Origin of the sequence: Pseudomonas sp. MYb185 (assembly GCF_002979975.1) — a bacterium.
Classification (GTDB): Bacteria; Pseudomonadota; Gammaproteobacteria; order Pseudomonadales; family Pseudomonadaceae; genus Halopseudomonas.
Map to the genome: position 1 here is coordinate 1 of NZ_PCQD01000008.1, position 23,376 is coordinate 23,376.

The 23,376-nt window shown below is 62.1% G+C and carries 28 protein-coding genes; 13 read left to right on the plus strand and 15 right to left on the minus strand.

The annotated features are described in order from the left end of the window. Positions 1-46: 46 nt before the first annotated feature. The 4 genes from tadA to CQ007_RS13140 form a co-directional block, all read right to left on the minus strand. The gene (gene tadA, locus CQ007_RS13125; protein WP_105646291.1) at positions 47-499 is read right to left on the minus strand and encodes a tRNA adenosine(34) deaminase TadA; all 453 of its coding nucleotides are present in this window, start codon (positions 497-499) and stop codon (positions 47-49) included. 104 nt (positions 500-603) lie between these two features. After that, the gene (cysN, locus tag CQ007_RS13130; RefSeq protein ID WP_105646292.1) at positions 604-2,508 is read right to left on the minus strand and encodes a sulfate adenylyltransferase subunit CysN; all 1,905 of its coding nucleotides are present in this window, start codon (positions 2,506-2,508) and stop codon (positions 604-606) included. 21 nt (positions 2,509-2,529) lie between these two features. Then, positions 2,530-3,435, minus strand: coding sequence for a sulfate adenylyltransferase subunit CysD (cysD, locus tag CQ007_RS13135; protein WP_105646453.1), 906 nt, complete (start codon positions 3,433-3,435; stop codon positions 2,530-2,532). A gap of 118 nt (positions 3,436-3,553) precedes the next feature. After that, positions 3,554-4,312 carry a Nif3-like dinuclear metal center hexameric protein gene (locus tag CQ007_RS13140; RefSeq protein ID WP_105646293.1) on the minus strand — a complete coding sequence of 253 codons (759 nt, stop codon included), beginning with the start codon at positions 4,310-4,312 and terminating at the stop codon, positions 3,554-3,556. A gap of 153 nt (positions 4,313-4,465) precedes the next feature. Here CQ007_RS13140 and CQ007_RS13145 point away from each other — a divergent pair, with 153 nt between their 5' ends. Next, positions 4,466-5,605 (plus strand): S1C family serine protease, encoded by a 1,140-nt coding sequence (locus tag CQ007_RS13145; protein WP_105646294.1) that lies wholly within the window; start codon positions 4,466-4,468, stop codon positions 5,603-5,605. Between the two features lie 4 nt (positions 5,606-5,609). Here CQ007_RS13145 and hisC read toward each other — a convergent pair whose 3' ends face one another. Then, complete coding sequence (gene hisC / locus CQ007_RS13150) at positions 5,610-6,671, minus strand: histidinol-phosphate transaminase (RefSeq protein WP_105646295.1); 1,062 nt, start codon at positions 6,669-6,671, stop codon at positions 5,610-5,612. A gap of 92 nt (positions 6,672-6,763) precedes the next feature. Here hisC and CQ007_RS13155 point away from each other — a divergent pair, with 92 nt between their 5' ends. After that, on the plus strand, positions 6,764-7,078 hold the full coding sequence (locus CQ007_RS13155) for a hypothetical protein (RefSeq protein ID WP_146114586.1): 315 nt from the start codon (positions 6,764-6,766) through the stop codon (positions 7,076-7,078). Between the two features lie 138 nt (positions 7,079-7,216). On the opposite strand, the gene hisD is transcribed toward CQ007_RS13155, so the two are convergent. The 9 genes from hisD to CQ007_RS13200 are packed head-to-tail and all read right to left on the minus strand — an operon-like array spanning position 7,217 to position 13,811. Further along, positions 7,217-8,527 carry a histidinol dehydrogenase gene (hisD, locus tag CQ007_RS13160; RefSeq protein ID WP_105646297.1) on the minus strand — a complete coding sequence of 437 codons (1,311 nt, stop codon included), beginning with the start codon at positions 8,525-8,527 and terminating at the stop codon, positions 7,217-7,219. 32 nt (positions 8,528-8,559) lie between these two features. Next, positions 8,560-9,201, minus strand: coding sequence for an ATP phosphoribosyltransferase (gene hisG / locus CQ007_RS13165; RefSeq protein ID WP_105646298.1), 642 nt, complete (start codon positions 9,199-9,201; stop codon positions 8,560-8,562). Positions 9,202-9,212: 11 nt separating this feature from the next. After that, positions 9,213-10,478 (minus strand): UDP-N-acetylglucosamine 1-carboxyvinyltransferase, encoded by a 1,266-nt coding sequence (murA, locus tag CQ007_RS13170; RefSeq protein ID WP_105646299.1) that lies wholly within the window; start codon positions 10,476-10,478, stop codon positions 9,213-9,215. 25 nt (positions 10,479-10,503) lie between these two features. After that, positions 10,504-10,743, minus strand: coding sequence for a BolA family protein (locus CQ007_RS13175; RefSeq protein ID WP_105646300.1), 240 nt, complete (start codon positions 10,741-10,743; stop codon positions 10,504-10,506). Further along, positions 10,730-11,074 carry a lipid asymmetry maintenance protein MlaB gene (locus tag CQ007_RS13180; protein WP_158256771.1) on the minus strand — a complete coding sequence of 115 codons (345 nt, stop codon included), beginning with the start codon at positions 11,072-11,074 and terminating at the stop codon, positions 10,730-10,732. The genes CQ007_RS13175 and CQ007_RS13180 overlap by 14 nt, the downstream gene beginning before the upstream one ends. Beyond that, complete coding sequence (locus CQ007_RS13185) at positions 11,071-11,721, minus strand: phospholipid-binding protein MlaC (protein WP_371919833.1); 651 nt, start codon at positions 11,719-11,721, stop codon at positions 11,071-11,073. The genes CQ007_RS13180 and CQ007_RS13185 overlap by 4 nt, the downstream gene beginning before the upstream one ends. Before the next feature lie 9 nt (positions 11,722-11,730). Then, positions 11,731-12,195 carry an outer membrane lipid asymmetry maintenance protein MlaD gene (gene mlaD / locus CQ007_RS13190; protein WP_105646303.1) on the minus strand — a complete coding sequence of 155 codons (465 nt, stop codon included), beginning with the start codon at positions 12,193-12,195 and terminating at the stop codon, positions 11,731-11,733. 18 nt (positions 12,196-12,213) lie between these two features. Then, positions 12,214-12,996 carry a lipid asymmetry maintenance ABC transporter permease subunit MlaE gene (mlaE, locus tag CQ007_RS13195; protein ID WP_371919829.1) on the minus strand — a complete coding sequence of 261 codons (783 nt, stop codon included), beginning with the start codon at positions 12,994-12,996 and terminating at the stop codon, positions 12,214-12,216. Then, entirely contained in the window at positions 12,996-13,811 is an 816-nt protein-coding gene (locus CQ007_RS13200; protein ID WP_105646305.1) for an ABC transporter ATP-binding protein, read from the minus strand. The genes mlaE and CQ007_RS13200 overlap by 1 nt, the downstream gene beginning before the upstream one ends. A 443-nt stretch (positions 13,812-14,254) precedes the next feature. On the opposite strand from CQ007_RS13200, the gene CQ007_RS13205 reads away from it, so the two are divergent. From CQ007_RS13205 to CQ007_RS13250, 10 genes are all read left to right on the plus strand, one after another. After that, the gene (locus tag CQ007_RS13205; protein WP_105646306.1) at positions 14,255-15,226 is read left to right on the plus strand and encodes a KpsF/GutQ family sugar-phosphate isomerase; all 972 of its coding nucleotides are present in this window, start codon (positions 14,255-14,257) and stop codon (positions 15,224-15,226) included. Further along, the gene (locus CQ007_RS13210; RefSeq protein WP_105646307.1) at positions 15,223-15,753 is read left to right on the plus strand and encodes an HAD family hydrolase; all 531 of its coding nucleotides are present in this window, start codon (positions 15,223-15,225) and stop codon (positions 15,751-15,753) included. The genes CQ007_RS13205 and CQ007_RS13210 overlap by 4 nt, the downstream gene beginning before the upstream one ends. Then, positions 15,750-16,319: an LPS export ABC transporter periplasmic protein LptC gene (gene lptC / locus CQ007_RS13215; protein ID WP_158256772.1), complete on the plus strand. Its 570-nt coding sequence runs from the start codon at positions 15,750-15,752 to the stop codon at positions 16,317-16,319. Before CQ007_RS13210 ends, lptC begins: the two co-directional genes overlap by 4 nt. After that, positions 16,306-16,842 (plus strand): lipopolysaccharide transport periplasmic protein LptA, encoded by a 537-nt coding sequence (lptA, locus tag CQ007_RS13220; RefSeq protein ID WP_105646309.1) that lies wholly within the window; start codon positions 16,306-16,308, stop codon positions 16,840-16,842. The genes lptC and lptA overlap by 14 nt, the downstream gene beginning before the upstream one ends. Continuing rightward, complete coding sequence (gene lptB, locus CQ007_RS13225; protein ID WP_105646310.1) at positions 16,829-17,554, plus strand: LPS export ABC transporter ATP-binding protein; 726 nt, start codon at positions 16,829-16,831, stop codon at positions 17,552-17,554. Before lptA ends, lptB begins: the two co-directional genes overlap by 14 nt. A gap of 97 nt (positions 17,555-17,651) precedes the next feature. Further along, positions 17,652-19,154: an RNA polymerase factor sigma-54 gene (locus CQ007_RS13230; protein WP_105646311.1), complete on the plus strand. Its 1,503-nt coding sequence runs from the start codon at positions 17,652-17,654 to the stop codon at positions 19,152-19,154. A 96-nt stretch (positions 19,155-19,250) separates the two neighbouring features. Beyond that, the gene (gene hpf / locus CQ007_RS13235; RefSeq protein WP_105646312.1) at positions 19,251-19,559 is read left to right on the plus strand and encodes a ribosome hibernation-promoting factor, HPF/YfiA family; all 309 of its coding nucleotides are present in this window, start codon (positions 19,251-19,253) and stop codon (positions 19,557-19,559) included. Positions 19,560-19,576: 17 nt separating this feature from the next. After that, positions 19,577-20,029 (plus strand): PTS IIA-like nitrogen regulatory protein PtsN, encoded by a 453-nt coding sequence (gene ptsN / locus CQ007_RS13240; RefSeq protein ID WP_105646313.1) that lies wholly within the window; start codon positions 19,577-19,579, stop codon positions 20,027-20,029. A 5-nt stretch (positions 20,030-20,034) separates the two neighbouring features. Continuing rightward, entirely contained in the window at positions 20,035-20,889 is an 855-nt protein-coding gene (gene rapZ, locus CQ007_RS13245) for an RNase adapter RapZ (protein ID WP_105646314.1), read from the plus strand. Then, complete coding sequence (locus CQ007_RS13250) at positions 20,886-21,164, plus strand: HPr family phosphocarrier protein (RefSeq protein ID WP_105646315.1); 279 nt, start codon at positions 20,886-20,888, stop codon at positions 21,162-21,164. The genes rapZ and CQ007_RS13250 overlap by 4 nt, the downstream gene beginning before the upstream one ends. 188 nt (positions 21,165-21,352) lie before the next feature. Here the strand turns inward: CQ007_RS13250 and pmbA are convergent, their stop codons facing one another. Further along, complete coding sequence (pmbA, locus tag CQ007_RS13255; RefSeq protein ID WP_105646316.1) at positions 21,353-22,711, minus strand: metalloprotease PmbA; 1,359 nt, start codon at positions 22,709-22,711, stop codon at positions 21,353-21,355. A 95-nt stretch (positions 22,712-22,806) separates the two neighbouring features. Here pmbA and yjgA point away from each other — a divergent pair, with 95 nt between their 5' ends. Further along, positions 22,807-23,334 (plus strand): ribosome biogenesis factor YjgA, encoded by a 528-nt coding sequence (gene yjgA / locus CQ007_RS13260; RefSeq protein ID WP_105646317.1) that lies wholly within the window; start codon positions 22,807-22,809, stop codon positions 23,332-23,334. The last annotated feature ends 42 nt before the right edge of the window (positions 23,335-23,376 follow it).

The window sequence follows — 23,376 nt, forward strand, 5'->3', positions numbered from 1 at the left end:
CTCGCCCCTTGCGGGAGAGGGGCCGGGGGAGAGGGGGAGACACACCCTACCGCCGAGCCCGAAAAAACTCCGTCAACAACGCCCCGCACTCCTCCGCCAATACCCCACCCTCCACCTGCACCCGGTGATTCAGCCACGGCTGGTCCAATACCTGCGCACGGCTGATCACAGCGCCGGAGCGGGGTTCGCTGGCGCCGAATATCAGGCGGCTGATGCGGCTGTGCACCAGCAGGCCGGAGCACATGGTGCAGGGTTCCAGGGTGACGTAGAGGGTGGTGCCGGGCAGGCGGTAGTTGGCGTCGCTGGCGGCGGCCTGGCGCAGGGCGACCATTTCCGCATGGGCGCTGGGGTCATGGCTGCTGATGGGCTGGTTGAAGCCGCGGCCGATGATCCTGCCGTCACGCACCAGAATGGCGCCCACCGGCACTTCACCCAGTTCGGCCCCCTTACGCGCTTCGGCGATGGCCTCACGCATGAAATCGATATCAGCTGGTTTCATCTGGAATCTTTTGCCGCCCGTCTATCACACCCCGTGGACGGCAAAGGATACACAATCGCGCGGAAAAGGTGGCGGGCATTGCTGCCCGCCGGAGGGATACTGCCTCAGATCAGCGAACGCTCGCGCAGCAGTTCGATGACCTTGTCGACGCTGGCCGCCAGATCCAGCTCGGCGGTATCGATGACCAGGTCGGCATCCTCTGGTATTTCGTAGGGATAGGAGATGCCCGGAATGGTGCCCTCTTCCCCGGCGGCATACAGCCCGGACGGGTCGCGCGCCTGGCACACTTCCAGCGGTGTACTCAGATGCACCATCAGGCAGCGATCACCGAGGATATGCTTGGCGGTTGCGCGACTTTCCGCGGTGGGCGCGACGAAGGCACCCAGCGCGATCAGGCCAGCCTGGTTCAGTTGGCGGGCAACGCGGGCGCCCTTGTGCAGGTTTTCCGCACGGCCAGCCGCATCCCGGCCCAGTCCCTTGCTCAGATCCTGGCGCATGGCTTTGCCATCCAGCACGAAGCAGGCCCGGCCACGGTCGAACAGGCGACGCTCCACGGCGTAGGCCAGGGTGCTCTTGCCAGCGCCGGACAGGCCGGTGAACAGCAGGGTGACCGGCTCCTGGCCGTAACGCACTGCGCGCTCGCTCGGGGTGACGTGGGCGAACCCGCCAAGGCTACCGCTGCTCTGCTGTGCCGACTGCGCCTTGGCCACGATCATGCCGGCACCAACGGTGCCATTGGTCATGCGATCGACGACGATAAAGGCACCGGTGGTACGGTTGGCGCGGTAGTCGTCAAAGGCAATGGGCCGTTCCAGTGCCAGCTCGACCCGGGCGATTTCATTCAATGCCAGCTCGCTGGCCTCTTCATGGGCCAGGGTGTTCACATCCTGACGGAAGTGAATACGGGTGAAGGACCCGGGACTGTAGCTGGTGGCCCGCTTGATATCGTACTTGCGGCCCGGCTGCATCGGCTGCTCGGACATCCACACCAGGCTGGCCTCGAACAGATCGCCGATCACCGGGCGGTTATCCACATGGGCGAGCATGTCGCCGCGGGAGATATCGATTTCATCCTCCAGCGTCAGGGTCACGGCCTGACCCGGTCCGGCGGCATCCAGCTCGCCATCGAAGGTGACGATGGACTTGACCCGGCTGGTCTTGCCCGAGGGCAACGCCACCAGCTCATCGCCCTTGCTCACCACACCGGAGGCAATGGTGCCGGCAAAACCGCGGAAGTTGAGGTTCGGCCGGGTTACCAGCTGCACGGGGAAGCGCAGGTCGGTCAGATTGCGGTCCGCAGCCACTTCCACGGTTTCCAGGATCTCCATCAGCGACGGGCCGGTGTACCAGGGGCTGCGCTCGCTGCGGTTGACCACGTTATCGCCTTTCAATGCGGACATGGGCACGAAATGCACCGAGCTGTTGGCCAGCGTGTCCAGCCCCTCGGCGAACTCGCTGTAATCGGCGCAGATCTTGTTGAACACCTGTTCGTCGAAGTCCAGCAGATCCATCTTGTTGACCGCGACAACGATATGCTTGATACCCAGCAGGGAGGCGATGAAGCTGTGCCGGCGGGTCTGGGTCTGCACACCGTAACGGGCGTCGATCAGGATGATCGCCAGGTCGCAGGTGGAGGCGCCGGTGGCCATGTTGCGGGTGTACTGCTCATGGCCGGGGGTATCGGCGATGATGAACTTGCGCTTGGCGGTGGAGAAATAGCGGTAGGCGACATCGATGGTGATGCCCTGCTCGCGCTCGGCCTGCAGGCCATCGACCAGCAGCGCCAGATCCACTTCCTCACCGGTGGTGCCGGACTTCTTGGAGTCGCGGGTGATGGCTTCCATGTGATCTTCGTAGATCATCTTGGAATCATGCAGCAGGCGGCCGATCAGCGTGCTCTTGCCGTCGTCGACGTTACCGCAGGTGAGGAAACGCAGCAGTTCCTTGCGCTCGTGCTGCCCCAGATAGGCCAGGATATCCTGGCTGATCAAATCAGATTGGTGACTCATGTAATTCTCCGGACTGAGCGCTTAGAAGTAGCCTTGACGTTTTTTCTCTTCCATCGACCCTGCCTGATCGTGGTCGATCACGCGGCCCTGGCGCTCGGAAGTACGGGTAAGCAGCATTTCCTGGATGATTTCCGGCAGCGTCGCGGCGGTGGACTCCACCGCACCGGTCAGCGGGTAGCAGCCCAGGGTACGGAAGCGCACCATTTTCATTTCCGGTGTTTCGCCCGGTTGCAGCGGCATGCGCTCGTCATCGACCATGATCAGCGAACCGTCGCGGTTGACCACTGGACGCTCGGCGGCGAAGTACAGCGGTACGATCGGGATGCCTTCCAGATAGATGTATTGCCAGATATCCAGCTCGGTCCAGTTGGACAGCGGGAATACGCGGATGCTTTCACCCTTGTGCACCTTGCCGTTGTAGATGTTCCACAGCTCGGGGCGCTGGTTCTTTGGGTCCCAGCGGTGATGCTTGTCGCGGAAGGAGTACACGCGCTCCTTGGCGCGGGACTTTTCCTCGTCGCGGCGCGCGCCACCGAAGGCGGCATCGAAGCCGTACTTGTCCAGTGCCTGCTTCAGGCCCTGGGTCTTCATCACGTCGGTATGCACGGCGCTGCCATGGGTGAAGGGACCAATGCCCTGGGCCACGCCTTCCGGGTTCATGTGCACCAGCAGGTCCAGGTCCATCTCCTCGACCATGCGCTCACGAAAGCTGTACATCTCGCGGAACTTCCAGCCGGTGTCCACATGCAGCACGGGGAACGGCAGGCGGCCGGGATAGAAGGCCTTGCGCGCCAGGTGCAGCATCACGGCGGAGTCCTTGCCGATGGAATAGAGCATCACCGGGTTCTGAAACTCGGCGGCGACCTCACGAATGATGTGGATGCTTTCAGCTTCCAGCTGTTTGAGATGGGTCAGTTTTTCCAGCATGGGGTACTCGCGGTGAACGAAGGGCTTCAAAAGAATCTCGCATTGTAACAAAGCGACGACCTTCTAATAAGCAGCCCCTCAATACCTTTAAGTTATAAGCATATTCACCGCGAGTCAGTCACACCGGATTGTCGATATCGATGAAGCGGTGTTCGACCCCGAAGTGCTCGACCAGATGCTCTCCCAATGCCTGCACCCCGTAGCGCTCGGTGGCATGGTGGCCGGCGGCATAGAAGTTGATGCCGCATTCGCGGGCGATATGGATGGTCTGCTCCGACACCTCGCCGGTGATGAAGGCATCCACGCCCAGCGCCACCGCCTTGTCGATATAGCCCTGCGCCGCGCCGGTACACCAGGCAATGCGCTTGACCGGTCGGCTATGGCCACTGATGAACAGCGGCTCGCGCCCCAGCGCCAGGTTCAGTTGCTGGGCCAGTTCCTCGCCGCTGAGCGCTTCGGCCAGCTCACCCTGCAGCCCTACCGAACGCGGGTTGTTCGGTTCCAGACCGCCGGTGATATTCCAGCCGAGCAACTGCGCCAGTTGCACGTTATTGCCCAGCTTGGCATGCACATCCAGTGGCAGATGATAGGCGACCAGGTTGATGCCGTGCTCGAGCAGGGCACGAATCCGCCGCTGCTTGAGCCCGGTTATCGGTGCCGCTTCACCTTTCCAGAAATAGCCATGGTGCACCAGCAACAGGTCGGCGCCCTGCTCTGCCGCCGCGTCGATCAAGGCCTGACTGGCGGTCACCCCGGTAACGATGCGTTGTACCCCGGCGCGCCCTTCCACCTGCAGGCCGTTGGGGCAATAATCCTGAAAGGCGTTGCAATCGAGCAGGTTATTGCAATAGGCCACCAGCTCGGAACATTCGGTCATGTTAGCTTACCCTCTGATATGAAAGCGGTTTTCGTGTATACAAGATGAAGATACCAGGCGCGTGCCGGAGGTACCTGCACAATCATATTAATCTCTTTATAATGACAAACTCCCAGGCTCTTCCCTCTGGCCATTTTCGGTAAAGGTAACCCAGTGAAAGGTTTTCTGCGTAATTTGGGCTGGCCTGCGGTCTGCGGCCTGTTACTGGCCCTGGTGATCCTGCAGCAGTTTCCGGAATGGCTCGGACTGCCGGCCAGATCCAACTATCAAATGGCTCCGGCAATGGCGCTCCCCGCCTCGACCGGCGTGGTCTCCTATAGCGACGCGGTGAGCAAGGCCGCGCCCGCGGTAGCCAATATCTTCACCACCAAGCAGGTGAATACCTCGAATGGCAACCAGCCATTCAACAACCCATCCGTGCGCGATTATGCCGATAGCATACCGGCGCCCTCCCGCCGCCAGTCCAGCCTCGGCTCGGCGGTGATCCTGCGCCCGGACGGCTACCTGCTGACCAACAACCATGTAGTCGCTGGCGCCGACGGTATCCTGGTGGCGCTGCAGGATGGCCGCGAGGCCATCGCCGAGCTGATCGGTACGGACCCGGAAACCGACCTGGCGGTACTCAAGATCGACCTGCCCGACCTGCCGGCAGTGGTCATCAGCCCGGCTGAGCAGCAACGCACCGGCGATGTGGTCATGGCCATCGGCAACCCGTTCGGTCTCGGCCAGACCATCACCATGGGCATCATCAGTGCCACCGGCCGCAACCAGCTGGGGCTCAATACCTATGAAGACTTCATCCAGACCGATGCGGCGATCAACCAGGGCAACTCCGGTGGCGCCCTGATCGATGCCTATGGCCGGCTGATCGGTATCAATACCGCCATCTTCTCCCAGTCCGGCGGCTCCCAGGGCATCGGTTTCGCCATTCCGGCACCGCTGGCGATCAATGTCATGGAGGAGATCATCCAGCGCGGCCGGGTCATTCGCGGCTGGCTGGGTGTCGAGGTCCAGCCGCTGACCAACGACCTGGCCGAGTCCTTCGGCCTGATCCAGGCCCACGGCATCGTGGTTTCGGGACTCTACCGCAACGGGCCGGCATGGGTCGCCGGCCTGCGTCCCGGCGATGTGATCCTGAAGATCGACGGTCAAACGGCCAGCAATGGGCGTCACGCGATGAACCTGGTGGCGCGGGCGACGCCCGGTCAGAAAGTCGAGCTGGAAGTGCTGCGCAACGGCGAATCGTTGAACTTTACCGCCGAGGTTGGCGTACGGCCAACCTTCGGCTCCTGACAAGTCAGCCGTTCAGCAGGTCGCCGAGGGCATCGAGCAGCGCCTGATTCTGCTCCGGCGTACCCACGGTAATACGCAGGAACTGCTCGATACGCGGCAGACGGAAATGCCGCACGATCACCCTGCGCTCACGCAACCCCGCCGCCAACTGTGCCGCATCCCGCTGGGGATGGCGGGCCAGCACGAAGTTGGCGGCCGAGGGCAGCACCTCGAAGCCCAGTTGCGCCAGCGCGGTACTCAATTGCTCGCGACTGTCGATGACCGCCTGGCAGCACGTCTCGAAGTAGGCCTGATCCTCGAATGCCGCTACCGCGCCGACAATCGCCAGACGATCCAGCGGATAGGAGTTGAAACTGTTCTTGATCCGCTCCAGCGCTTCGATCAGATCCGCATGACCGACCGCCAGGCCCACCCTCAACCCGGCCAGCGAGCGTGATTTGGACAGGGTCTGGGTCACCAGCAGGTTGGGATAGCGGTCCACCAGAGCAATGGCCGTCTCGCCGCCGAAATCCACATAGGCTTCGTCCACCACCACCACCGAATCCGGGTTGGCCTGCAGGATCTGTTCGATACCGGCCAGCGGCAGCAACATGCCGGTCGGCGCGTTGGGATTGGGGAAGATGATGCCACCATTGGCCTGCCGATAGTCTTCCGGCCGGATACTGAAATCCTCGGCCAGCGGCAACAACTGTGCCTCGATGCCGTATAGCCCGCAATACACCGGGTAGAAGCTGTAGCTGATGTCCGGCATCAGCACCGGTTTGCCGTGCTGGAACAGCGCATGGAAGATATGCGCCAGTACCTCGTCGGAGCCGTTGCCAACGAATACCTGGGCGCTGGTCACGCCGTAATAGCCGGCAATGGTGTCCTTCAGTGCATCGGCATTGGGCGCCGGATACAGCCGCAGGCCGTCATCCAGCTGCGCGCGGATGGCGTCGAGCACCTTCGGCGACGGACCGTAGGGATTCTCGTTGGTGTTCAGCTTGATCAGGTTGTCGAGCTTGGGCTGCTCGCCCGGCACATAGGGCACCAGATCCTTTACAAAGGGACTCCAGAAACGACTCACGGCAAGACTCCAGAACAGTAACGGCTCACCGGTCGGGAGCCTGGGTCAACATTGATACTACCGGCAAACGCCATGGATTGCCGCGCCACTACGTGGCTCGCAATGACGGTGATATTTCGGCCTGGCTCATGGTGGCTCGCAATGACAATGGTATTTCAGCCTGGCTCATGGTGGCTCGCAATGACAATGGTATTTCAGCCTGGCTCACGATGGCTCGCAATGACGGTGGTATTTCAGCCTGGCTCACGATGGCCCTCAATGACGGTGGTATTTCAGCCTGGCTCACGATGGCTCTCAATGACGGTGGTATTTCAGCCTGGCTCATGGTGGCTCGCAATGACAATGGTATTTCAGCCTGGCTCACGATGGCTCTCAATGACGGTGGTATTTCAGCCTGGCTCATGTGACAACCTCACAACCCATAGCCACCTTCGCCCACTCCCTCGTCATTGCGAGGAGTGAAACGACGCGGCAATCCACGGACTCGGTATCTCCGGCCATCACTGGATTGCCACGCCTCTGCGAGGCTCGCAATGACGACAATATTATTGCTTGATGCGGTACTCCGCGCTGCGCGCGTGCGCCGTAAGGCTTTCACCCCGGGCCAGTACCGAGGCGGTTTTCGCCAGTTCGGAGGCACCCTCTGGCGAGCAGAAGATCACCGAGGAGCGCTTCTGGAAGTCATATACCCCCAATGGCGAGGAGAAGCGCGCGGTGCCCGAGGTGGGCAGCACGTGGTTCGGGCCGGCGCAGTAGTCGCCCAGCGCCTCGGGGGTGAAGCGGCCCATGAAGATGGCGCCGGCATGGCGGATCAACGGCAGCATGGCATCCGGATCGGCTACCGACAGCTCCAGGTGCTCAGGGGCAATGCGGTTGGATACTTCGCAGGCCTGCTCCAGACTGTCGACCTTGATCAGCGCGCCGCGGCTTTCCAGGGAGATACGCACCATGTCGCTGCGCTCCAGGCTGCCCAGCAGCTTGTTCAGGCTGGCCTCGACCGCATCCAGGAATTGCGCATCCGGTGACAGCAGGATCGATTGCGCATCCTCGTCGTGTTCGGCCTGGGAGAACAGGTCCATGGCGATCCAGTCCGGGTCGGTCTGGCCGTCGCAGATCACCAGGATCTCCGAGGGACCGGCGATCATGTCGATACCGACCTGACCGAACACCGCGCGCTTGGCGGTAGCCACGTAGATGTTGCCGGGACCGACGATCTTGTCCACCGGAGGTACCGTCTCGGTGCCATAGGCCAGCGCCGCTACCGCCTGCGCGCCACCCACGGTGAATACCCGGTCCACACCGGCCAGGCAGGCGGCGGCCAGTACCAGCTCGTTGATCTCGCCGCGCGGGGTCGGTACCACCATGACCACTTCGGGCACACCGGCAACCTTGGCCGGGATGGCATTCATCAATACCGAGGACGGATAGGAGGCCTTGCCGCCCGGCACATACAGGCCAACGCGGTCCAGCGGTGTCACCTGCTGACCCAGCACGGTGCCATCGGCCTCGGTATAGCGCCAGGACGCCTGGCGCTGGTGTTCGTGATAGACCCGCACCCGCTCGGCAGCTACTTCCAGCGCCTGGCGCTGCTCGGGTGTGATGCGCTGCAGCGCCAGTTCCAGGCGGGCACGATCCAGGGTCAGGTCGGCCATGCCGGCCACCTCCAGCCCGTCGAAACGGCCGGTGTATTCGACCAGCGCCGCATCGCCGCGCTCGCGCACGGCGGCGATGATTTCCTCGACCCGCTCGTTGACCGCCTTGTCGGATACCCCTTCCCACGCCAGCAGGCCATCCAGATGATGGTTGAAATCAGCCTGATTGACATCCAGACGGGCGATTTTCAACGGCGTGTTCATGGCGTATTCCTCAACGGTAGGGATAGTACATATCAGCTGGCGCGGCGCTCGACGGCGTCGCTCAGCAATTGGATCAGGGTTTGTATCCGAGCATGCTTCATCTTCATCGAGGCCTTGTTGACGATCAGCCGCGAACTGATGTCAGCGATCAGCTCCTGCGGCTCCAGGCCATTGGCCTTGAGCGTATTGCCGGTATCGACGACATCGATGATCTTGTCCGCCAGGCCAACCAGCGGCGCCAGCTCCATGGAGCCGTACAGCTTGATCACTTCAACCTGGCGTCCCTGGGCAGCGTAGTAGCGGCGCGCGACATTCACGAACTTGGTCGCTACCCGCAGCCGGCCCTTGGGTTCGGGGGTGTTCACCGGGCCGGCGGTCATCAGCCGGCAGTTGGCGATCTTCAGGTCCAGCGGCTCGTACAGCCCCTGGCTGCCGTACTCCATGAGCACGTCCTTGCCGGCCACGCCCAGATCGGCAGCACCCTGCTCGACATAGGTCGGCACATCGGTGGCACGCACGATCAGCAGGCGCACATTCGGATCGGTAGTACTGAAGATCAGCTTGCGGCTCTTGTCCAGGTCCTCCACCGGCTCGATCCCCGCCAGCTTCAGCAGCGGCAGGGTATCGTCGAGGATGCGGCCCTTGGACAGGGCGATGGTCAGGCTATTGCTCATGTAGATTTCTCTCAGGCGGAAACGCGCCGGATGCTGGCACCCAGCATCTGCAGTTTTTCCTCGATGCATTCATAACCACGGTCGATGTGGTAGATCCGGTCCACCAGAGTATCACCGTCAGCCCACAGGCCGGCAATCACCAGACTGGCCGAAGCGCGCAGGTCGGTGGCCATGACCGGTGCGCCCTTGAGTCGCTCGACCCCGGTGACGATGGCGGTGTTGCCCTCGACCTGGATCTGCGCACCCATGCGGCTCATTTCCTGCACGTGCATGAAGCGGTTCTCGAATACCGTTTCGATCACCGTGCCAGTACCCTCGGCCACGGCGTTCATCGCCATGAACTGTGCCTGCATATCGGTGGGGAACGCCGGATAGGGTGCGGTGCGCAGGTTGACCGCGCGCGCGCGGTTGCCCTTCATGTCCAGGCTGACCCAGTTCTTGCCGGTATCGATCTGCGCGCCGGCTTCTTCCAGCTTCAGCAACACCGCCTCGAGTATGCTCGGGTCGGTATCCTTGAGCTTGACCCGCCCGCGGGTCGCGGCACCGGCCACCAGGAAGGTACCCGTCTCGATGCGGTCAGGCATCACCGAATAGGTAGCGCCGTGCAGACGCTCAACGCCATCCACGGTAATGGTATCGGTACCATGGCCGCGGATCTGGGCGCCCATGGCGATCAGGCATTCAGCCAGGTCCACCACTTCCGGCTCGCGCGCGGCGTTGTGGATCACTGTCTGACCGCGCGCCAGGGTGGCGGCCATCAGGATGTTCTCGGTGCCGGTGACACTGACGGTATCGAACGCATAGTGCGCACCGCGCAGCCCGCCTTCCGGCGCCTTGGCCTTGATGTAGCCACCTTCCACGGTGATCTCCGCGCCCATGGCTTCCAGGCCGCGGATATGCAGGTCGACCGGCCGCGAACCGATGGCACAGCCACCGGGCAAGGCCACTTCGGCATAACCGAAGTGCGCGACCATCGGCCCCAGCACCAGGATAGAGGCGCGCATGGTCTTGACCAGCTCGTAGGGCGCGACCAGGGTGGTGATGCTGGTCGGGTTGACCTCGACGTTGAGCTTGTCGCCTACCACCGGCTGCACGCCCATGCGACCGAACAGTTCGATCATGGTGGTGATGTCGTGCAGGTGCGGCAGGTTACAGATGGTAACCGCCTCGTCGGCCAGCAGGGTGGCGGCGAGGATTGGCAGTGCCGAGTTCTTCGCGCCGGAAATGCGGATTTCACCATCCAGGCGGTTACCGCCGGTGATCATCAGTTTGTCCATACGGATTCTCTTGTGCGGGATCGTTTCAGCGACGATCATCCCAGGCTTGGCGGGTGAAGAATTTCATGGTGACCGCATGAATGCGACCATCGGCGATCGGCTCGTTGAGCAGCGCATAGATCTGCTGCTGGCGCTTGACCGGCGACAGGGCCGCCAGCTCGTCGCTGATCAGCAACAATTGAAAATTGCAGCCCTCGCCTTCCACTTCCACCTGGGTGCCAGGCAATTGTTGTTCAATCAGGGTCTTTACTTCACTGGCCTGCATTGGGTATCTCCATGGTGCTGACAGTCGCAGCAGAAAGGGTTTCCAGCCATTCATCCAGCCCGCACACGGCCGCCATGCTCAGCAGGCCGGCCGGCAGAGCGCTGACCTGCAGTTGCACCTGGTGCTCGCGGGCAGTACGGGCGGCCGACAGCAGCAGTGACAAGCCGACGCTGTTGGAGTGGGTGACGCCCGACAGATCCAGCGTCATGGACTGACCGGCGCTGGCGGCGATGGCACGGGTGAGCTCCTCGCGCAGCGCTATGGCGCTGACGAAGTCCAGCTCACCTTCGAGCCGCAGCCGTTCGGCATCATGCAGCAGACGTGTGCTCACTCGCCGGCCTCTTGCTCGACGATCTCGCGGGACTCGGCAACCACACTGCCCCAGTTGGCGATCACCGCATCCAGGTCGTTGCGGTTGGCCTGCATGGCCTGGGCGAACTGGTCACGGAACAGCAGACCGATATTGATGCCCTCGACGATCACGTTGCGCACCTTCCATTGGCCGTCGAGCTTGACCATGGTGTAGGTGACCGGATAGATGTTGCCGTTGTTGGCCCGCACTTCCATGTTCACACTGGCGCGCTCATCGGACTGCTGCGCGCCCCTGGCCGGCGGCAGCACGGTGATGTTGCCGCTGTCGAATTCGAGCAGTGCATTGCCGTAGAACTCGACCATGCTGCGCTTGAAGGTGTCGATGAAGCGATCCATCTGCTCCTCCGAGGCACTGCGGCTGTAACGCACGGTCATCACGCTACGGGCGATACCGCGGAAATCCACCACCGGATCGAGCACTTCATTCAAGCCTTCGAGGAAGGCATTGGAGTCCTGCTCGTACAGTTCACGGTTGGCATTGAGCACTTCCATGACCCGCACGGAAGTATCTTCCACCACCTGGTGGGGGGTGGCGGCCGCAGCCTGGGCCAGCAGGGGCGTACTCAGCAGCAGGGCCAGTGCCCAAGTCATGAGGTTGCGCATGATATTCTCCTGTTAATCGTCTTTGCTGACGGTATTGAGCAAGAAGCGGCCGATCAGTTCCTCAAGTACCAGCGCGGACTGGGTATCGAGGATCTCATCACCATCAGCCAGCACCAGGTCGTCGCCGCCCACGGAAATGCCGATGTACTTTTCGCCCAGCAGGCCGGCCGTCACGATTGAGGCGGTGCTGTCGGCCGGCAATGTGTCCACATCGGAATTGATGGTCATCTCGACCAGTCCGGTATAACGGTTCTTGTCAAAGGTGATGCGCTTGACCTGGCCGATGGTCACACCCGCCATGGTCACCTTGGACCGGGCCGTCAGCCCGGACACGTTGTCGAAGTGGGCATACACGGTATAGGTGTCACCATTGGTGCTCAGGGTCAGGCCACTGACTCGCAGGGCAAGTATCAGCAGGGCCAGCAATCCAGCCAGGATGAACAGGCCTACAGTCAGTTCCAGTTTACGGGTGCGCATGGCAGTTTCCTTGGCAGATCAAAACATCAAAGCGGTGAGAATGAAATCCAGGCCCAGGATGGCCAGGGAGGCATAGACAACAGTGCGGGTGGTGGCCCGGCTGATGCCTTCGGACGTCGGCTCGCAATCGTAACCCTGGAAGACCGCAATCCAGGTGACCACAATGGCGAAGACCACGGCCTTGATCAGGCCATTGAGCACATCGGCACTGAACAGCACCGAATTCTGCATATTGGACCAGTAGGACCCGGAATAGACGCCCAACCAGTCCACCGCAACCATGGCGCCACCCCAGATACCGACCACGCAGAAGATCAGCGACAGCAGCGGCATGGAAATGAAGCCGGCCCACAGGCGCGGTGCGATCACGTACTTGAGCGGGTCGACGCCGATCATCTCCAGGCTCGACAGCTGCTCGGTGGCCTTCATCAGGCCGATCTCGGCGGTCAATGCGGAACCGGCGCGCCCGGCGAACAGCAGTGCGGTCACCACCGGCCCCAGCTCACGCAGCAGGGTCAGCGCAACCATCTGCCCGACCGCCTGCTCGGAACCGTAGTCCTTGAGAATGTTGTAGCCCTGCAGTGCCAGCACCATACCGATGAAGACGCCGGAGACGATGATGATCGCCAGCGACAGCACGCCCACCGCGTACAGCTGCTTGAGCAGCAGGCTGAAGCCATTGCCGTAGCGGGAACGCCCCGCCAGCGCCTGAAACAGGAAGATGCCGGAGCGGCCGATGGCAGCCACTACATCCAGGCCGCCCCGGCCCAGCGATGCCACCCTATCCACGAGCGTGCTCACTATTTGCGCTCCTTCTGCAACAGGTCATCCACATAGTCCGTCGCCGGGAAGTGGAACGGCACCGGGCCATCCGGCTCGCCCTGCATGAACTGGCGAATGCGCGGGTTATCGGAATTCATCAGGTCATCCGGCTTGCCATGACCAAGCACCTGGCCATCACCCACCACATACAGGTAATCGGCGATGCTGGCGGTTTCCGCCAGGTCATGGGACACCACGATACTGGTCAGTCCGAGCGCGTCATTGAGCAGGCGGATCAACCGTACCAGTACCCCCATGGAAATCGGGTCCTGGCCAACGAAGGGTTCGTCATACATCATCAGTTCGGGGTCCAGGGCAATGGCCCGGGCCAGCGCCACGCGACGCTTCATGCCGCCGGACAGCTCGTCGGGCATCAGCTTGAAGGCACCGCGCAGCCCCACGGCCTGCAGCTTGAGCAGCACGATGTCACGGATCATGTCTTCCGGCAGCTTGGTATGCACCCGCAGCGGGAAGGCGACGTTCTCGAACACGTCCAGGTCGGTGAACAGCGCACCGCTCTGGAACAGCATGCCCATGTGCTGACGCGCGGCGAACAGCTCTTCGCGGCCAAGCTGGGGAATGTTCTGGCCGTTGACCAGGATCGCACCGCTGTCGGGACGCAACTGCGCGCCGATCAACCGCAACAGGGTGGTCTTGCCACAGCCGGACGGCCCCATGATGCCGGTAATCTTGCCGCGGGGAATCCGGACGTCTACATTATTGAAGATAGTCCGCTCACCCCGGGTGAAGGTTACCTGCTGCAGATCGACGATGAAATCCGATGATTCGGGCATAGTTATGGGTGGCCTTACTGTTGACCGGCGCAATGACGGAAAAATGAACGGGCTAATATACCAGTTCAGCGAAGGCAGCCCAAGCTGGACACCTTTCATTTGTTTTCAGGGACGCCGAATTTCATGAAGCACTGCCAATAGATCCCCGCCCCGCCCCATCCCTTCCCAGTATTCTTTGCACTACCAGCAGCATAAAACTTTGCGGAACAGGTTGGCCGGCAGGGTTGGGCCGACCGTCGGTTGCCATGGATGGCAACCGCGAGCCCCCAGGGATGGGTTCACGGCGTGTCGGCACGGCCCTGCCGGCCAATCTGTTCCTTGCAGACTCCGGCAAAAGACATCAATCCTACGCTGGCGGTGACAAATGAAGAGGCACAGCACAGATGAGTTGAGCGTCACAAAACGCTATACTCCGCGCTGACTGCTTATAGAAATCAAAGACCATGCCAGAATTCGATTACACAGCTTCAGCCCAGCGCACCATTCGTCTCGAACGTGACGCCGTCGACAGCCTGTTGACCCGGCTCGAAGGGCATTTCGATACCGCCTGTGCCACGCTCATTGAATGCCCCGGACGCATCGTGGTCACCGGCATGGGCAAATCCGGCCATGTTGGCCGCAAGATCGCCGCGACCCTGGCCAGCACCGGCTCGCCGGCCTTCTTCGTCCATCCGGGCGAGGCCAGCCATGGTGACATGGGCATGATCACCCGCCAGGACGTGGTGATTGCCCTGTCCAATTCGGGCAACACCGCCGAGGTGGTGACCCTGCTGCCGCTGATCAAGCGCCTCGGTATTCCGCTGATCAGCATTACCGGCAACCCCGAGTCGACCCTGGCCCGCGCCGCCGTGGCCAACCTGGACACCGGTGTCGAGCAGGAAGCCTGCCCGCTGAACCTGGCGCCGACCTCCAGCACCACCACTGCCCTGGTGATGGGCGATGCGCTGGCTATCGCCCTGCTCGAGGCCCGCGGCTTCAGCGCCGAGGACTTCGCCTTTTCCCATCCCGGCGGCAGCCTTGGTCGGCGCCTGTTGCTGCTGGTCGATGACATCATGCACAGCGGCGCGCAGATGCCGCTGGTATCGCCGGACACTTCGCTGCGTGATGCTCTGCTGGAAATGACCCGCAAAGGCCTCGGCCTGACCGGCATCACCGACAGCCAGGGCGTGCTGGCCGGTATCTTCACCGACGGCGACCTGCGCCGCACGCTGGATCAGGACGTCGACATCCGCAGTGCCCGCATCGAGCAGGTCATGACCCCGCGCTGCAAGACCGTGCGCCAGGGAGTACTGGCTGCCGAGGCGCTGAAGGTAATGGAGGACGGCAAGATCAGCGGCCTGTTCGTGGTCGATGAGCAGGGCCTGCCGGTCGGCGCCCTGAACATGCATGACCTGTTGCGTGCGGGGGTGGTATGAAACCTGAGTTGACACTGCTGGAACGCGCCCGCGCTATTCGCCTGGCGATCTTCGACGTGGATGGCGTGCTCACCGATGGCCGCCTGTACTTCATGCCCGACGGCACCGAATTCAAGTCGTTCAACACCCTGGACGGCCACGGCATCAAGATGCTGATCGCCTCCGGTGTGCAGACCGCAATCATCAGTGGCCGCAACTCGCCACTGGTGGAGCGCCGGGCTGCCAACCTCGGTATCCAGCACCTGATCCAGGGCCGTGAAGACAAGCTTACCGCACTGGCCGAGCTGCGCCAGCAGGTACCAGTGGAGCTGGAAGAGATCGCCTTCCTCGGTGACGACCTGCCGGACCTGCCGGTCATGCGCCGCGTCGGCCTGGGCATGGCGGTGGCCAGCGCTGACGGCTTCGTCCGCGAGCATGCCCACGGCGTGACCCGCAATACCGGCGGGGCCGGTGCGGCGCGGGAGTTCTGCGAACTGATCATGCGCGCCCAGGGCACCCTGGACGCCGCGCAGGCGGCCTACCTGTGAAGATTCCGCGCTATCTGGTGACCGGTGGGCTGGTACTGCTGGCGGTCGTGCTGGCCCTGGCGGTGGGCTACTGGAACATCCGACCGGCCAGCTTCACCCCGCAATTGGTGCAGGACCCGCTGCAGCCCGACTTCTTCATGGATAATCCACGGATTCGCCAGCTCAACGAGCAGGGCCAGCCGGTCTATGACCTGACCAGCGTGCGCGCCGCCCACCAGGTCGGCGAAGACGTCACCGAACTGGATGAACCCAGACTGCTGTATTACCGCGAGGGCGAGCAGCAGCCGTGGAATCTGCGTGCCCGCTATGGCGAAGTCAGCGCCGACGGGGAACGCGTCGAGCTGAGCCAGAACGTGGTTATCGAGCAGCCGCTCGCCGGCCAGCCGGCCCGCCGACTGTCGACCCCGGCGCTGAGCATCTTCCCCAGCCGCCATTATGCCGAAACCGACCGCAGCGTCAGAATCGAGGCAAGCGGCGTGACCACGGCTACCGGTATGCAAGCTAACTTCAACGACGGCCGCATCGAGCTGCTGTCCAACGTAAGAGGCGAACATGAAGCGCTTTAGAATTCTGTGTCTTGCCCTGCTGGCCGGTGCCGCCGCGCCGGTGGCGGCGCTGCCTGATGACGCCAGCCAGCCCATTCGCATCCAGGCCAACTCCGCGACCCTGGATGATCGTCGCAACACCGCGGTGTACAGCGGCAATGTCATCATTACCCAGGGCAGCATGCGCCTGACCGGCAGCCGCGTCACGCTGAATACCGACCAGGCCGGCGAGGTCAGCAAGATCGTCGCCCAGGGCTCCCCGGCCACCTACCGCCAGACGCCCGATGCGGGCGGCAAGCCGGTAGACGCCCGGGCGCTGACCATCGAATACCACGCCGATGTCGAGCGTGTAGTGCTGATCGACCAGGCGTTTCTCGAACAGGCTGGCAACACCTTCCAGGGCCAGCGCGTCAGCTATGACATCCAGCGCCAGGTCGTGGATGCCGGCCGCGCCAGCGGCGACGATGACGCCTCGGCCGAGCGCATCGAAATCATCATCCAGCCACGCAAGCGTACCGAGCCGGCGAACAATGACGAAACTTGAAGCACGCCATCTGGCCAAGGCCTACAAATCGCGCAAGGTCGTGGAGGACGTCTCGCTGTCGATCAACAGCGGCGAGATCGTCGGGCTGCTTGGCCCCAATGGTGCCGGCAAGACCACCTGCTTCTACATGATCGTCGGCCTGGTCAAGGCCGATCGCGGCAATATCCTGATCAACGAGCAGGATGTCACCCGCCTGCCCATGCATGGCCGCGCGCGCCAGGGCATCGGTTACCTGCCGCAGGAAGCCTCGATCTTCCGCAAGCTCAGTGTGGCCGATAACATCATGGCGATCCTGCAGACCCGCAAGGACCTGAACCGCAAGGGCCGCGAAGGCAAACTCGACTCGCTGCTACGCGAGTTCCACATTCATCACCTGCGCGACAACCTGGGCATGAGCCTGTCCGGCGGCGAGCGGCGGCGAGCGGAGATTGCGCGGGCACTGGCCACCGATCCGCAGTTCATCCTGCTGGACGAGCCGTTCGCCGGCGTCGACCCGATCTCGGTGAACGATATCAAGCAGATCATCCAGCATCTCAAGGACAAGGGCATCGGCGTGCTGATTACCGATCATAACGTCCGTGAAACCCTGGATATCTGTGACAAGGCCTACATCGTCAACGATGGCCACATCATTGCCGAGGGAGATGCCGAGGAAGTGCTCGCCAACCAGTTGGTTCGCGAGGTGTATCTGGGTCATGCCTTCCGTTTGTAAAGACCGTCAGGTTTAAGGCATGCTAGAGGGCAATTGGCCATGATTTTGTTTTTATCATCAATGGCTTGAAACAGCGTACAAGGTAAACCGCAACACTATGAAACCAACGCTCGTCCTCAAGATGGGGCAGCAGCTGACGATGACACCGCAGCTGCAGCAGGCCATCCGACTGCTTCAGTTGTCCAGCCTCGACCTCCAGCAGGAGGTGCAGGAAGCGCTGGAAGCCAATCCGATGCTGGAAGCGGACGATGGCGAGGATGACTTTTCTTCCAGCTCGGCGGAGACCGCTGGCGGCAACGAAGACGCGCCCTCCACCGCCCTGCCCGAGCCCACCGCGCTGGATGTCATCGACCAGCACAGCCACAGCGAGGAAGAAGGCAACTGGAACGAGCAGATTCCCAATGAACTGCCGGTCGACACCCAGTGGGAAGACATCTACCAGACCTCCGCCAGCTCCTTGCCCAGCAGCGGTGATGATGAGGACTGGGACTTCACTGCGCGCACCAGCACAGGCGAAACCCTGCAGAGCCATCTGGAATGGCAGCTCAACCTGTTGCCGCTGTCGGATACCGACCACCAGATCGCCATTGCCCTGATCGACGGCATCAATGCCGACGGCTACCTGGAAGAATCGCTGGAAGACATCCAGGCCTCCCTCGATCCCGAGCTGGGCGTGGAGCTGGACGAGGTCGAGATGGTGCTGCATCGCATCCAGCAATTCGAACCTGTCGGGATCGGCGCGCGCAACCTGAGCGAGTGCCTGCACCTGCAGCTGCAGCAGTTGCCCGACAGCACACCGATGCTGGAGCAGGCCAAGCGCATCGTGCGGGAGTACCTGGAACTGCTCGGCAGTCGGGATTTCGCCCAGTTGATGCGCCGCACCCGGCTCAAGGAAGACCAGCTGCGCGAAGTCATCGCGCTGATCCAGACGCTCAATCCGCGCCCCGGCGGTGAAATCGCCTCCGGCGAGGCCGAGTACGTGATCCCTGATGTGATCGTACGGCGGGACCACAACCGCTGGATCGTCGAGCTGAACCAGGAAGCCGCACCACGGGTGAGGGTCAACAGCCAGTACGCGTCGATGGTCAAGCGCGCGGACAGCAGCGAGGACAACACCTATCTGCGCAACCACCTGCAGGAGGCGCGCTGGTTCATCAAGAGTCTGCAGAGCCGCAACGAGACGCTGATGAAGGTGGCCACGCAGATCGTCGAGCACCAGCGCGGTTTTCTCGAGCACGGTGAGGAAGCCATGAAGCCGCTGGTTCTGCATGATATTGCCGAGGCGGTCGGCATGCATGAATCGACCATTTCCCGGGTGACCACGCAGAAATACATGCACACCCCACGCGGCATCTTCGAGCTCAAGTACTTTTTCTCCAGCCATGTCAGCACCAGCGAGGGCGGGGAATTCTCTTCCACCGCCATTCGCGCGCTGATCAAGAAACTGGTGGCGGCAGAAAACCCGAAGAAACCATTGAGTGACAGCAAGATCGCTGGTTTACTGGAGGAACAAGGCATCCACGTGGCGCGGCGCACCATCGCCAAATATCGCGAGTCGCTCAACATCGCGCCATCGAGCGAACGGAAACGACTGGTCTGAAGCGACTTGGGTCAAGGAACACGAACATAAGAAGTGGCACCATGGGGGTAGCTGGACAAGCTACCCCAGTTCATCAAGCCAATCGGGAGAAATCTTATGCAAATGAAAATCACTGGTCTCCAACTCGATGTGACAGACGCCCTGCGCGACTATGTGACCGAGAAAATGGCACGCCTGGAGCGGCACTTCGACAAGATTATCAGCGCCCAGGTCACCCTGGAGGTGGACAAGCTGCAGCAAAAAGCCGAAGGTACACTCCACATCGCCGGCAACGACCTGGTTGCCGAGGCGCAGCATACCGATATGTATGCCGCCATTGACCTGCTGATCGACCGTCTGGATCGCCAGCTGATCAAGCACAAAGAAAAACACATTGGCCGCCAACAGGGCGTCAACGACCGGTAAGACCCAAGCAGCGAACCATGCAGATAAGTCAAATACTCTCCCCCCAGCTCACCTTCACGGCAGTGCAGGGGGGTTCAAAAAAACGTGTGCTGGAACTGATCGGCAAGCTGATCGCCCAGCACACCCACCTGGATTCCGATGCCATCTACGAAAGCCTGATCGCCCGGGAAAAACTCGGCTCGACCGGCTTCGGCAATGGCATCGCCATTCCCCACTGTCGCCTGGAGCAATGCACCGAGGCGGTGGGCGCCCTGCTGCAACTCGACAGCAGGATCGATTTCGATTCCCTCGACGGTGAACCCGTTGATCTGATTTTCGTTCTGCTGGTGCCCCATGAGGCCACCGAGCAGCACCTGCAGATCCTCAAGATGCTGGCCGAGAAACTTGACCAGGAAGATTTGCGCGAGGCGCTGCGACAGGCGCCGGATGCAGAGACCCTTTACCGGGTCATGGTTGGCAACGGAGGCTGACGATAATGCGTCTGGTGGTCGTCAGCGGACGTTCCGGCTCCGGCAAGAGTACCGCTCTGCACCTTCTGGAAGACAATGGCTTCTACTGTATAGACAACCTGCCGGCAGGCCTGCTCCCGGAGCTGGCACGGCAGGCCAACAATACCGACCTGAGTCTGCCCAAGGTAGCTATCAGTATCGATGCGCGCAATCTGCCCAGCGATCTGCAACGCTTTCCCGAGCTGCTCAAGCAGGTGCGCGACGTGGGCATCCACTGCGATGTGCTGTTTCTTGCCGCCACCGACGAGGTGCTGATCAAGCGCTTCTCGGAAACCCGCCGCAAGCATCCGCTGACCGATGGCAACCTGTCCCTTGGTGAAGCGATCGCCGCCGAGCTGAAAGTGCTCGAACCCATCATCGATCTGGCCAGCCTGAAAATCGATACCAGCCACCTGACCCTGTACCAGCTGCGCGATCTGCTCAAGCAGCGCCTGCTGAGCAGCCAGAGCAACAGCCCGTCCATTCTCATCCAGTCGTTCGGTTTCAAGCGTGGCGTGCCGGTGGATGCCGACCTGGTGTTCGATGTGCGCTGCCTGCCCAACCCCTACTGGAAGCCCGACCTGCGGCCGTTTTCCGGCAAGGACCAGCAGATCCGCGACTATCTGGACGCCGAGCCCGATGTGCAGGACATGTACCAGGATATATATCATTTCCTGCAGAAGTGGCTGCCACGCTATGCCGCCGGCGAGCGTAGCTACATGAGCATAGGCATCGGCTGTACCGGCGGTCATCACCGCTCGGTGTACATCGCCGAACGGCTGGTCAAGGAATTGAGCGTGCATTCCTCCAACCTACTCATTCGTCACCGTGACCTGCCATGACCCAGCTGACCCAACGCGTCCAGATCATCAACAAGCTCGGCCTGCATGCTCGCGCCGCGGCCAAGTTCGTCAGCGTGGCCAAGCAGCATGGTTGCAGCGTGTGGGTCGGCGGCGATGAGCAGCGGATGGTCGATGGCAAGAGCATCATGCAGGTCATGATGCTGGCCGCGAGCAAGGGCACCGAGCTATGCATCACCTGCGAAGGCGATCATGCCGAACAGGCCATGGACGAGCTGGTCTGCCTGATCAACGATTATTTCGGCGAAGGCGAGTAGCCCCAGCTGCCCACTGAACGCCCCCTACCTCACCGACAGTAGGCGTAGCGCCCGAACGCGGACCGGGGCGCTACACCCCGAGAAACAGACGGCGGTGAGCAAGGCACTTCAGCCTGGGCTGGCCTTTCGGGTTGTCGCGCGCCTGCGCGACGACGGAGTGGGAATGATGGCGCACAACCTGGAACGCCTCAGGCACCACCAACGGTCATGCCGTCCACCAGCCAGCTGCCGGTGAGGTAGTTGCCGCGCCGCTCGATATCCGAACCCACGCAGCGCAGATTGCCGAACATCTCCCGCAGGTTGCCGGCGATGGTCACTTCCCGTACCGGATGGCTGATCACACCGTTTTCCACCCAGAAGCCACCGGCACCACGGGAATAATCCCCGGTCACGCCGTTGATGCCCTGCCCCATCAGTTCGGTGACCAGCAGACCGGTACCCATTTCCTGCAACAATGCCTGCAGATCACCAGCATTGGAGCTGATGTGCAAGTTGTGCACGCCGCCGGCATTGGCGGTGCTCGGCAGCTTCAACCGTCGCCCGGAATAGGTGCTCAACACCCAGCTTTGCAGGGTGCCCGCGTTGATGAACGCCTGCTCCCGCGTAGCCAGGCCATCGCCATCGAAAGCGGAGCTGCCCAGCGCCTGAGGCAGATGCGGGCGTTCATCGATGCTGACCCACTCGGGAAACACCTGGCTGCCCATGGCATCCAGCAGGAAGGTGGACTGGCGGTACACCGCCCCACCGGAAATCGAGCCGATCAGATGACCAAGCAGGCCGGCAGCCTGGTCAGCAGCAAAAAGCACCGGCACCCGCGCAGTCTTCACCGGTTTGGCGCCAACCCGCGCCAGGGTCCGCTCCGCCGCCTTGCGGCCCAGCGCCTCGGAGCCCATCAGCCGGTCAGCGCGGCGATCGACTGTATACCAGTAGTCGCGCTGCTTGCCCTCTTCGGTACTGACGATCAGTACCGCGGACGCGCTATGCCGCGAGCCCAGCGAGCTACCGATGAAACCATGGCTGTTGCCATATACCCGGCAGCCCTGCTGACTGCTGATATTGGCACTGTCGCTACTCAGCCGCGGATCGATCGCCAGCGCCGCCGCCTCGCAGGCCAGGGCGCGCTCGATCGCGGCCTCGGCATCCAGCTGCCAGGGGTGATACAGATCCAGATCGACAAGATCACGCGCCATCAGCTCGGCATCGGCCAGGCCGGAACAAGGATCGGGGGAGGTGTTGCGCGCAATCGCCAGCGCCGCCTCGACGGTCGAACGGATCGCCTCATCGGAGGTATCCGAGGTGCTTGCCGACCCCTTGCGCTGATCCAGGTACAACGTGATGCCGAAGCCCTGGTCACGGTTGAGCTCGACCGTTTCCACCTCGCCCTGGCGCACACCAACGGACAACCCGGTGTTCTGGCTGACCGCCACCTCGCAGGCCGAGGCGCCCTGGCGGCGCGCCTCGTCAAGGATGAAGGCCACTCGCTGTTCGAGCATCCGGCACAGGGCCTGGGGGTCATCGTACTGCTGATCAGGAAGCTGTTCGGTCATGTGATCTCCTCGTAGATGGCCATTGTACCCCGGACAGACACCCTGTGAACGGGTATCATGGCGCATTGAACAGAACCGGCGCACGGGCGGCAACCATGACAGATTTTCCAGAAGAACACGACGACGGCCAGCAGGAAGACGAAAAGAGCAAAAGCCAGGTCAAACGCGAAATGCAGGCGTTCCAGGAGCTGGGCCGCCGCCTGGTCGAACTCAAGCCCTCCCAGCTGGCGAAGCTGGAGCTGACCGACAAACTGCGCGCTGCCCTGGAGGAAGCCCACCGGCACACCGCCCGTGGCGCATTGAAACGCCACCTCAGCTTCGTCGGCAAGCTGGTGCGTGAACAACCGGATATCGATGCCATCCAGACTTACGTCGACCGCCTCGACAGCAGTAGCCAGGTGCATGCCCAGTACTTCCATCAACTGGAGCGCTGGCGCGACCGCCTGCTCACCGGCAAGCCGGAGGAACAGCAGGCGTTCATCGATGCCTACCCCGACGCCGACCGGCAGATCATCCGCCAACTGGTACGCCAGGCGGGCAAGGAAGCCGCCGAAAACAAGGCGCCGGCCGCTGCACGCAAACTGTTCAAGCTGATTCGCGAAATCGCCGACCACGCTGAATAATCGCCCCCTGCCGGGTGGTGGATCACTATCGCCCGGCTATCC

Excerpts from the sequence above, each read along its gene's own strand:
- CQ007_RS13230 (WP_105646311.1), top strand. The coding sequence starts at position 17,652 with ATGAAACCAACGCTCGTCCTCAAGATGGGGCAGCAGCTGACGATGACA.
- hpf (WP_105646312.1), top strand. The coding sequence starts at position 19,251 with ATGCAAATGAAAATCACTGGTCTCCAACTCGATGTGACAGACGCCCTG.
- CQ007_RS13200 (WP_105646305.1), bottom strand. The coding sequence starts at position 13,811 with ATGCCCGAATCATCGGATTTCATCGTCGATCTGCAGCAGGTAACCTTC.
- murA (WP_105646299.1), bottom strand. The coding sequence starts at position 10,478 with ATGGACAAACTGATGATCACCGGCGGTAACCGCCTGGATGGTGAAATC.
- pmbA (WP_105646316.1), bottom strand. The coding sequence starts at position 22,711 with ATGACCGAACAGCTTCCTGATCAGCAGTACGATGACCCCCAGGCCCTG.
- yjgA (WP_105646317.1), top strand. The coding sequence starts at position 22,807 with ATGACAGATTTTCCAGAAGAACACGACGACGGCCAGCAGGAAGACGAA.
- cysD (WP_105646453.1), bottom strand. The coding sequence starts at position 3,435 with ATGCTGGAAAAACTGACCCATCTCAAACAGCTGGAAGCTGAAAGCATC.
- hisG (WP_105646298.1), bottom strand. The coding sequence starts at position 9,201 with ATGAGCAATAGCCTGACCATCGCCCTGTCCAAGGGCCGCATCCTCGAC.
- rapZ (WP_105646314.1), top strand. The coding sequence starts at position 20,035 with ATGCGTCTGGTGGTCGTCAGCGGACGTTCCGGCTCCGGCAAGAGTACC.
- cysN (WP_105646292.1), bottom strand. The coding sequence starts at position 2,508 with ATGAGTCACCAATCTGATTTGATCAGCCAGGATATCCTGGCCTATCTG.
- CQ007_RS13205 (WP_105646306.1), top strand. The coding sequence starts at position 14,255 with ATGCCAGAATTCGATTACACAGCTTCAGCCCAGCGCACCATTCGTCTC.
- CQ007_RS13210 (WP_105646307.1), top strand. The coding sequence starts at position 15,223 with ATGAAACCTGAGTTGACACTGCTGGAACGCGCCCGCGCTATTCGCCTG.
- CQ007_RS13175 (WP_105646300.1), bottom strand. The coding sequence starts at position 10,743 with ATGCAGGCCAGTGAAGTAAAGACCCTGATTGAACAACAATTGCCTGGC.
- hisD (WP_105646297.1), bottom strand. The coding sequence starts at position 8,527 with ATGAACACGCCGTTGAAAATCGCCCGTCTGGATGTCAATCAGGCTGAT.
- CQ007_RS13250 (WP_105646315.1), top strand. The coding sequence starts at position 20,886 with ATGACCCAGCTGACCCAACGCGTCCAGATCATCAACAAGCTCGGCCTG.
- lptB (WP_105646310.1), top strand. The coding sequence starts at position 16,829 with ATGACGAAACTTGAAGCACGCCATCTGGCCAAGGCCTACAAATCGCGC.
- mlaD (WP_105646303.1), bottom strand. The coding sequence starts at position 12,195 with ATGCGCACCCGTAAACTGGAACTGACTGTAGGCCTGTTCATCCTGGCT.
- ptsN (WP_105646313.1), top strand. The coding sequence starts at position 19,577 with ATGCAGATAAGTCAAATACTCTCCCCCCAGCTCACCTTCACGGCAGTG.
- CQ007_RS13140 (WP_105646293.1), bottom strand. The coding sequence starts at position 4,312 with ATGACCGAATGTTCCGAGCTGGTGGCCTATTGCAATAACCTGCTCGAT.
- lptA (WP_105646309.1), top strand. The coding sequence starts at position 16,306 with ATGAAGCGCTTTAGAATTCTGTGTCTTGCCCTGCTGGCCGGTGCCGCC.
- tadA (WP_105646291.1), bottom strand. The coding sequence starts at position 499 with ATGAAACCAGCTGATATCGATTTCATGCGTGAGGCCATCGCCGAAGCG.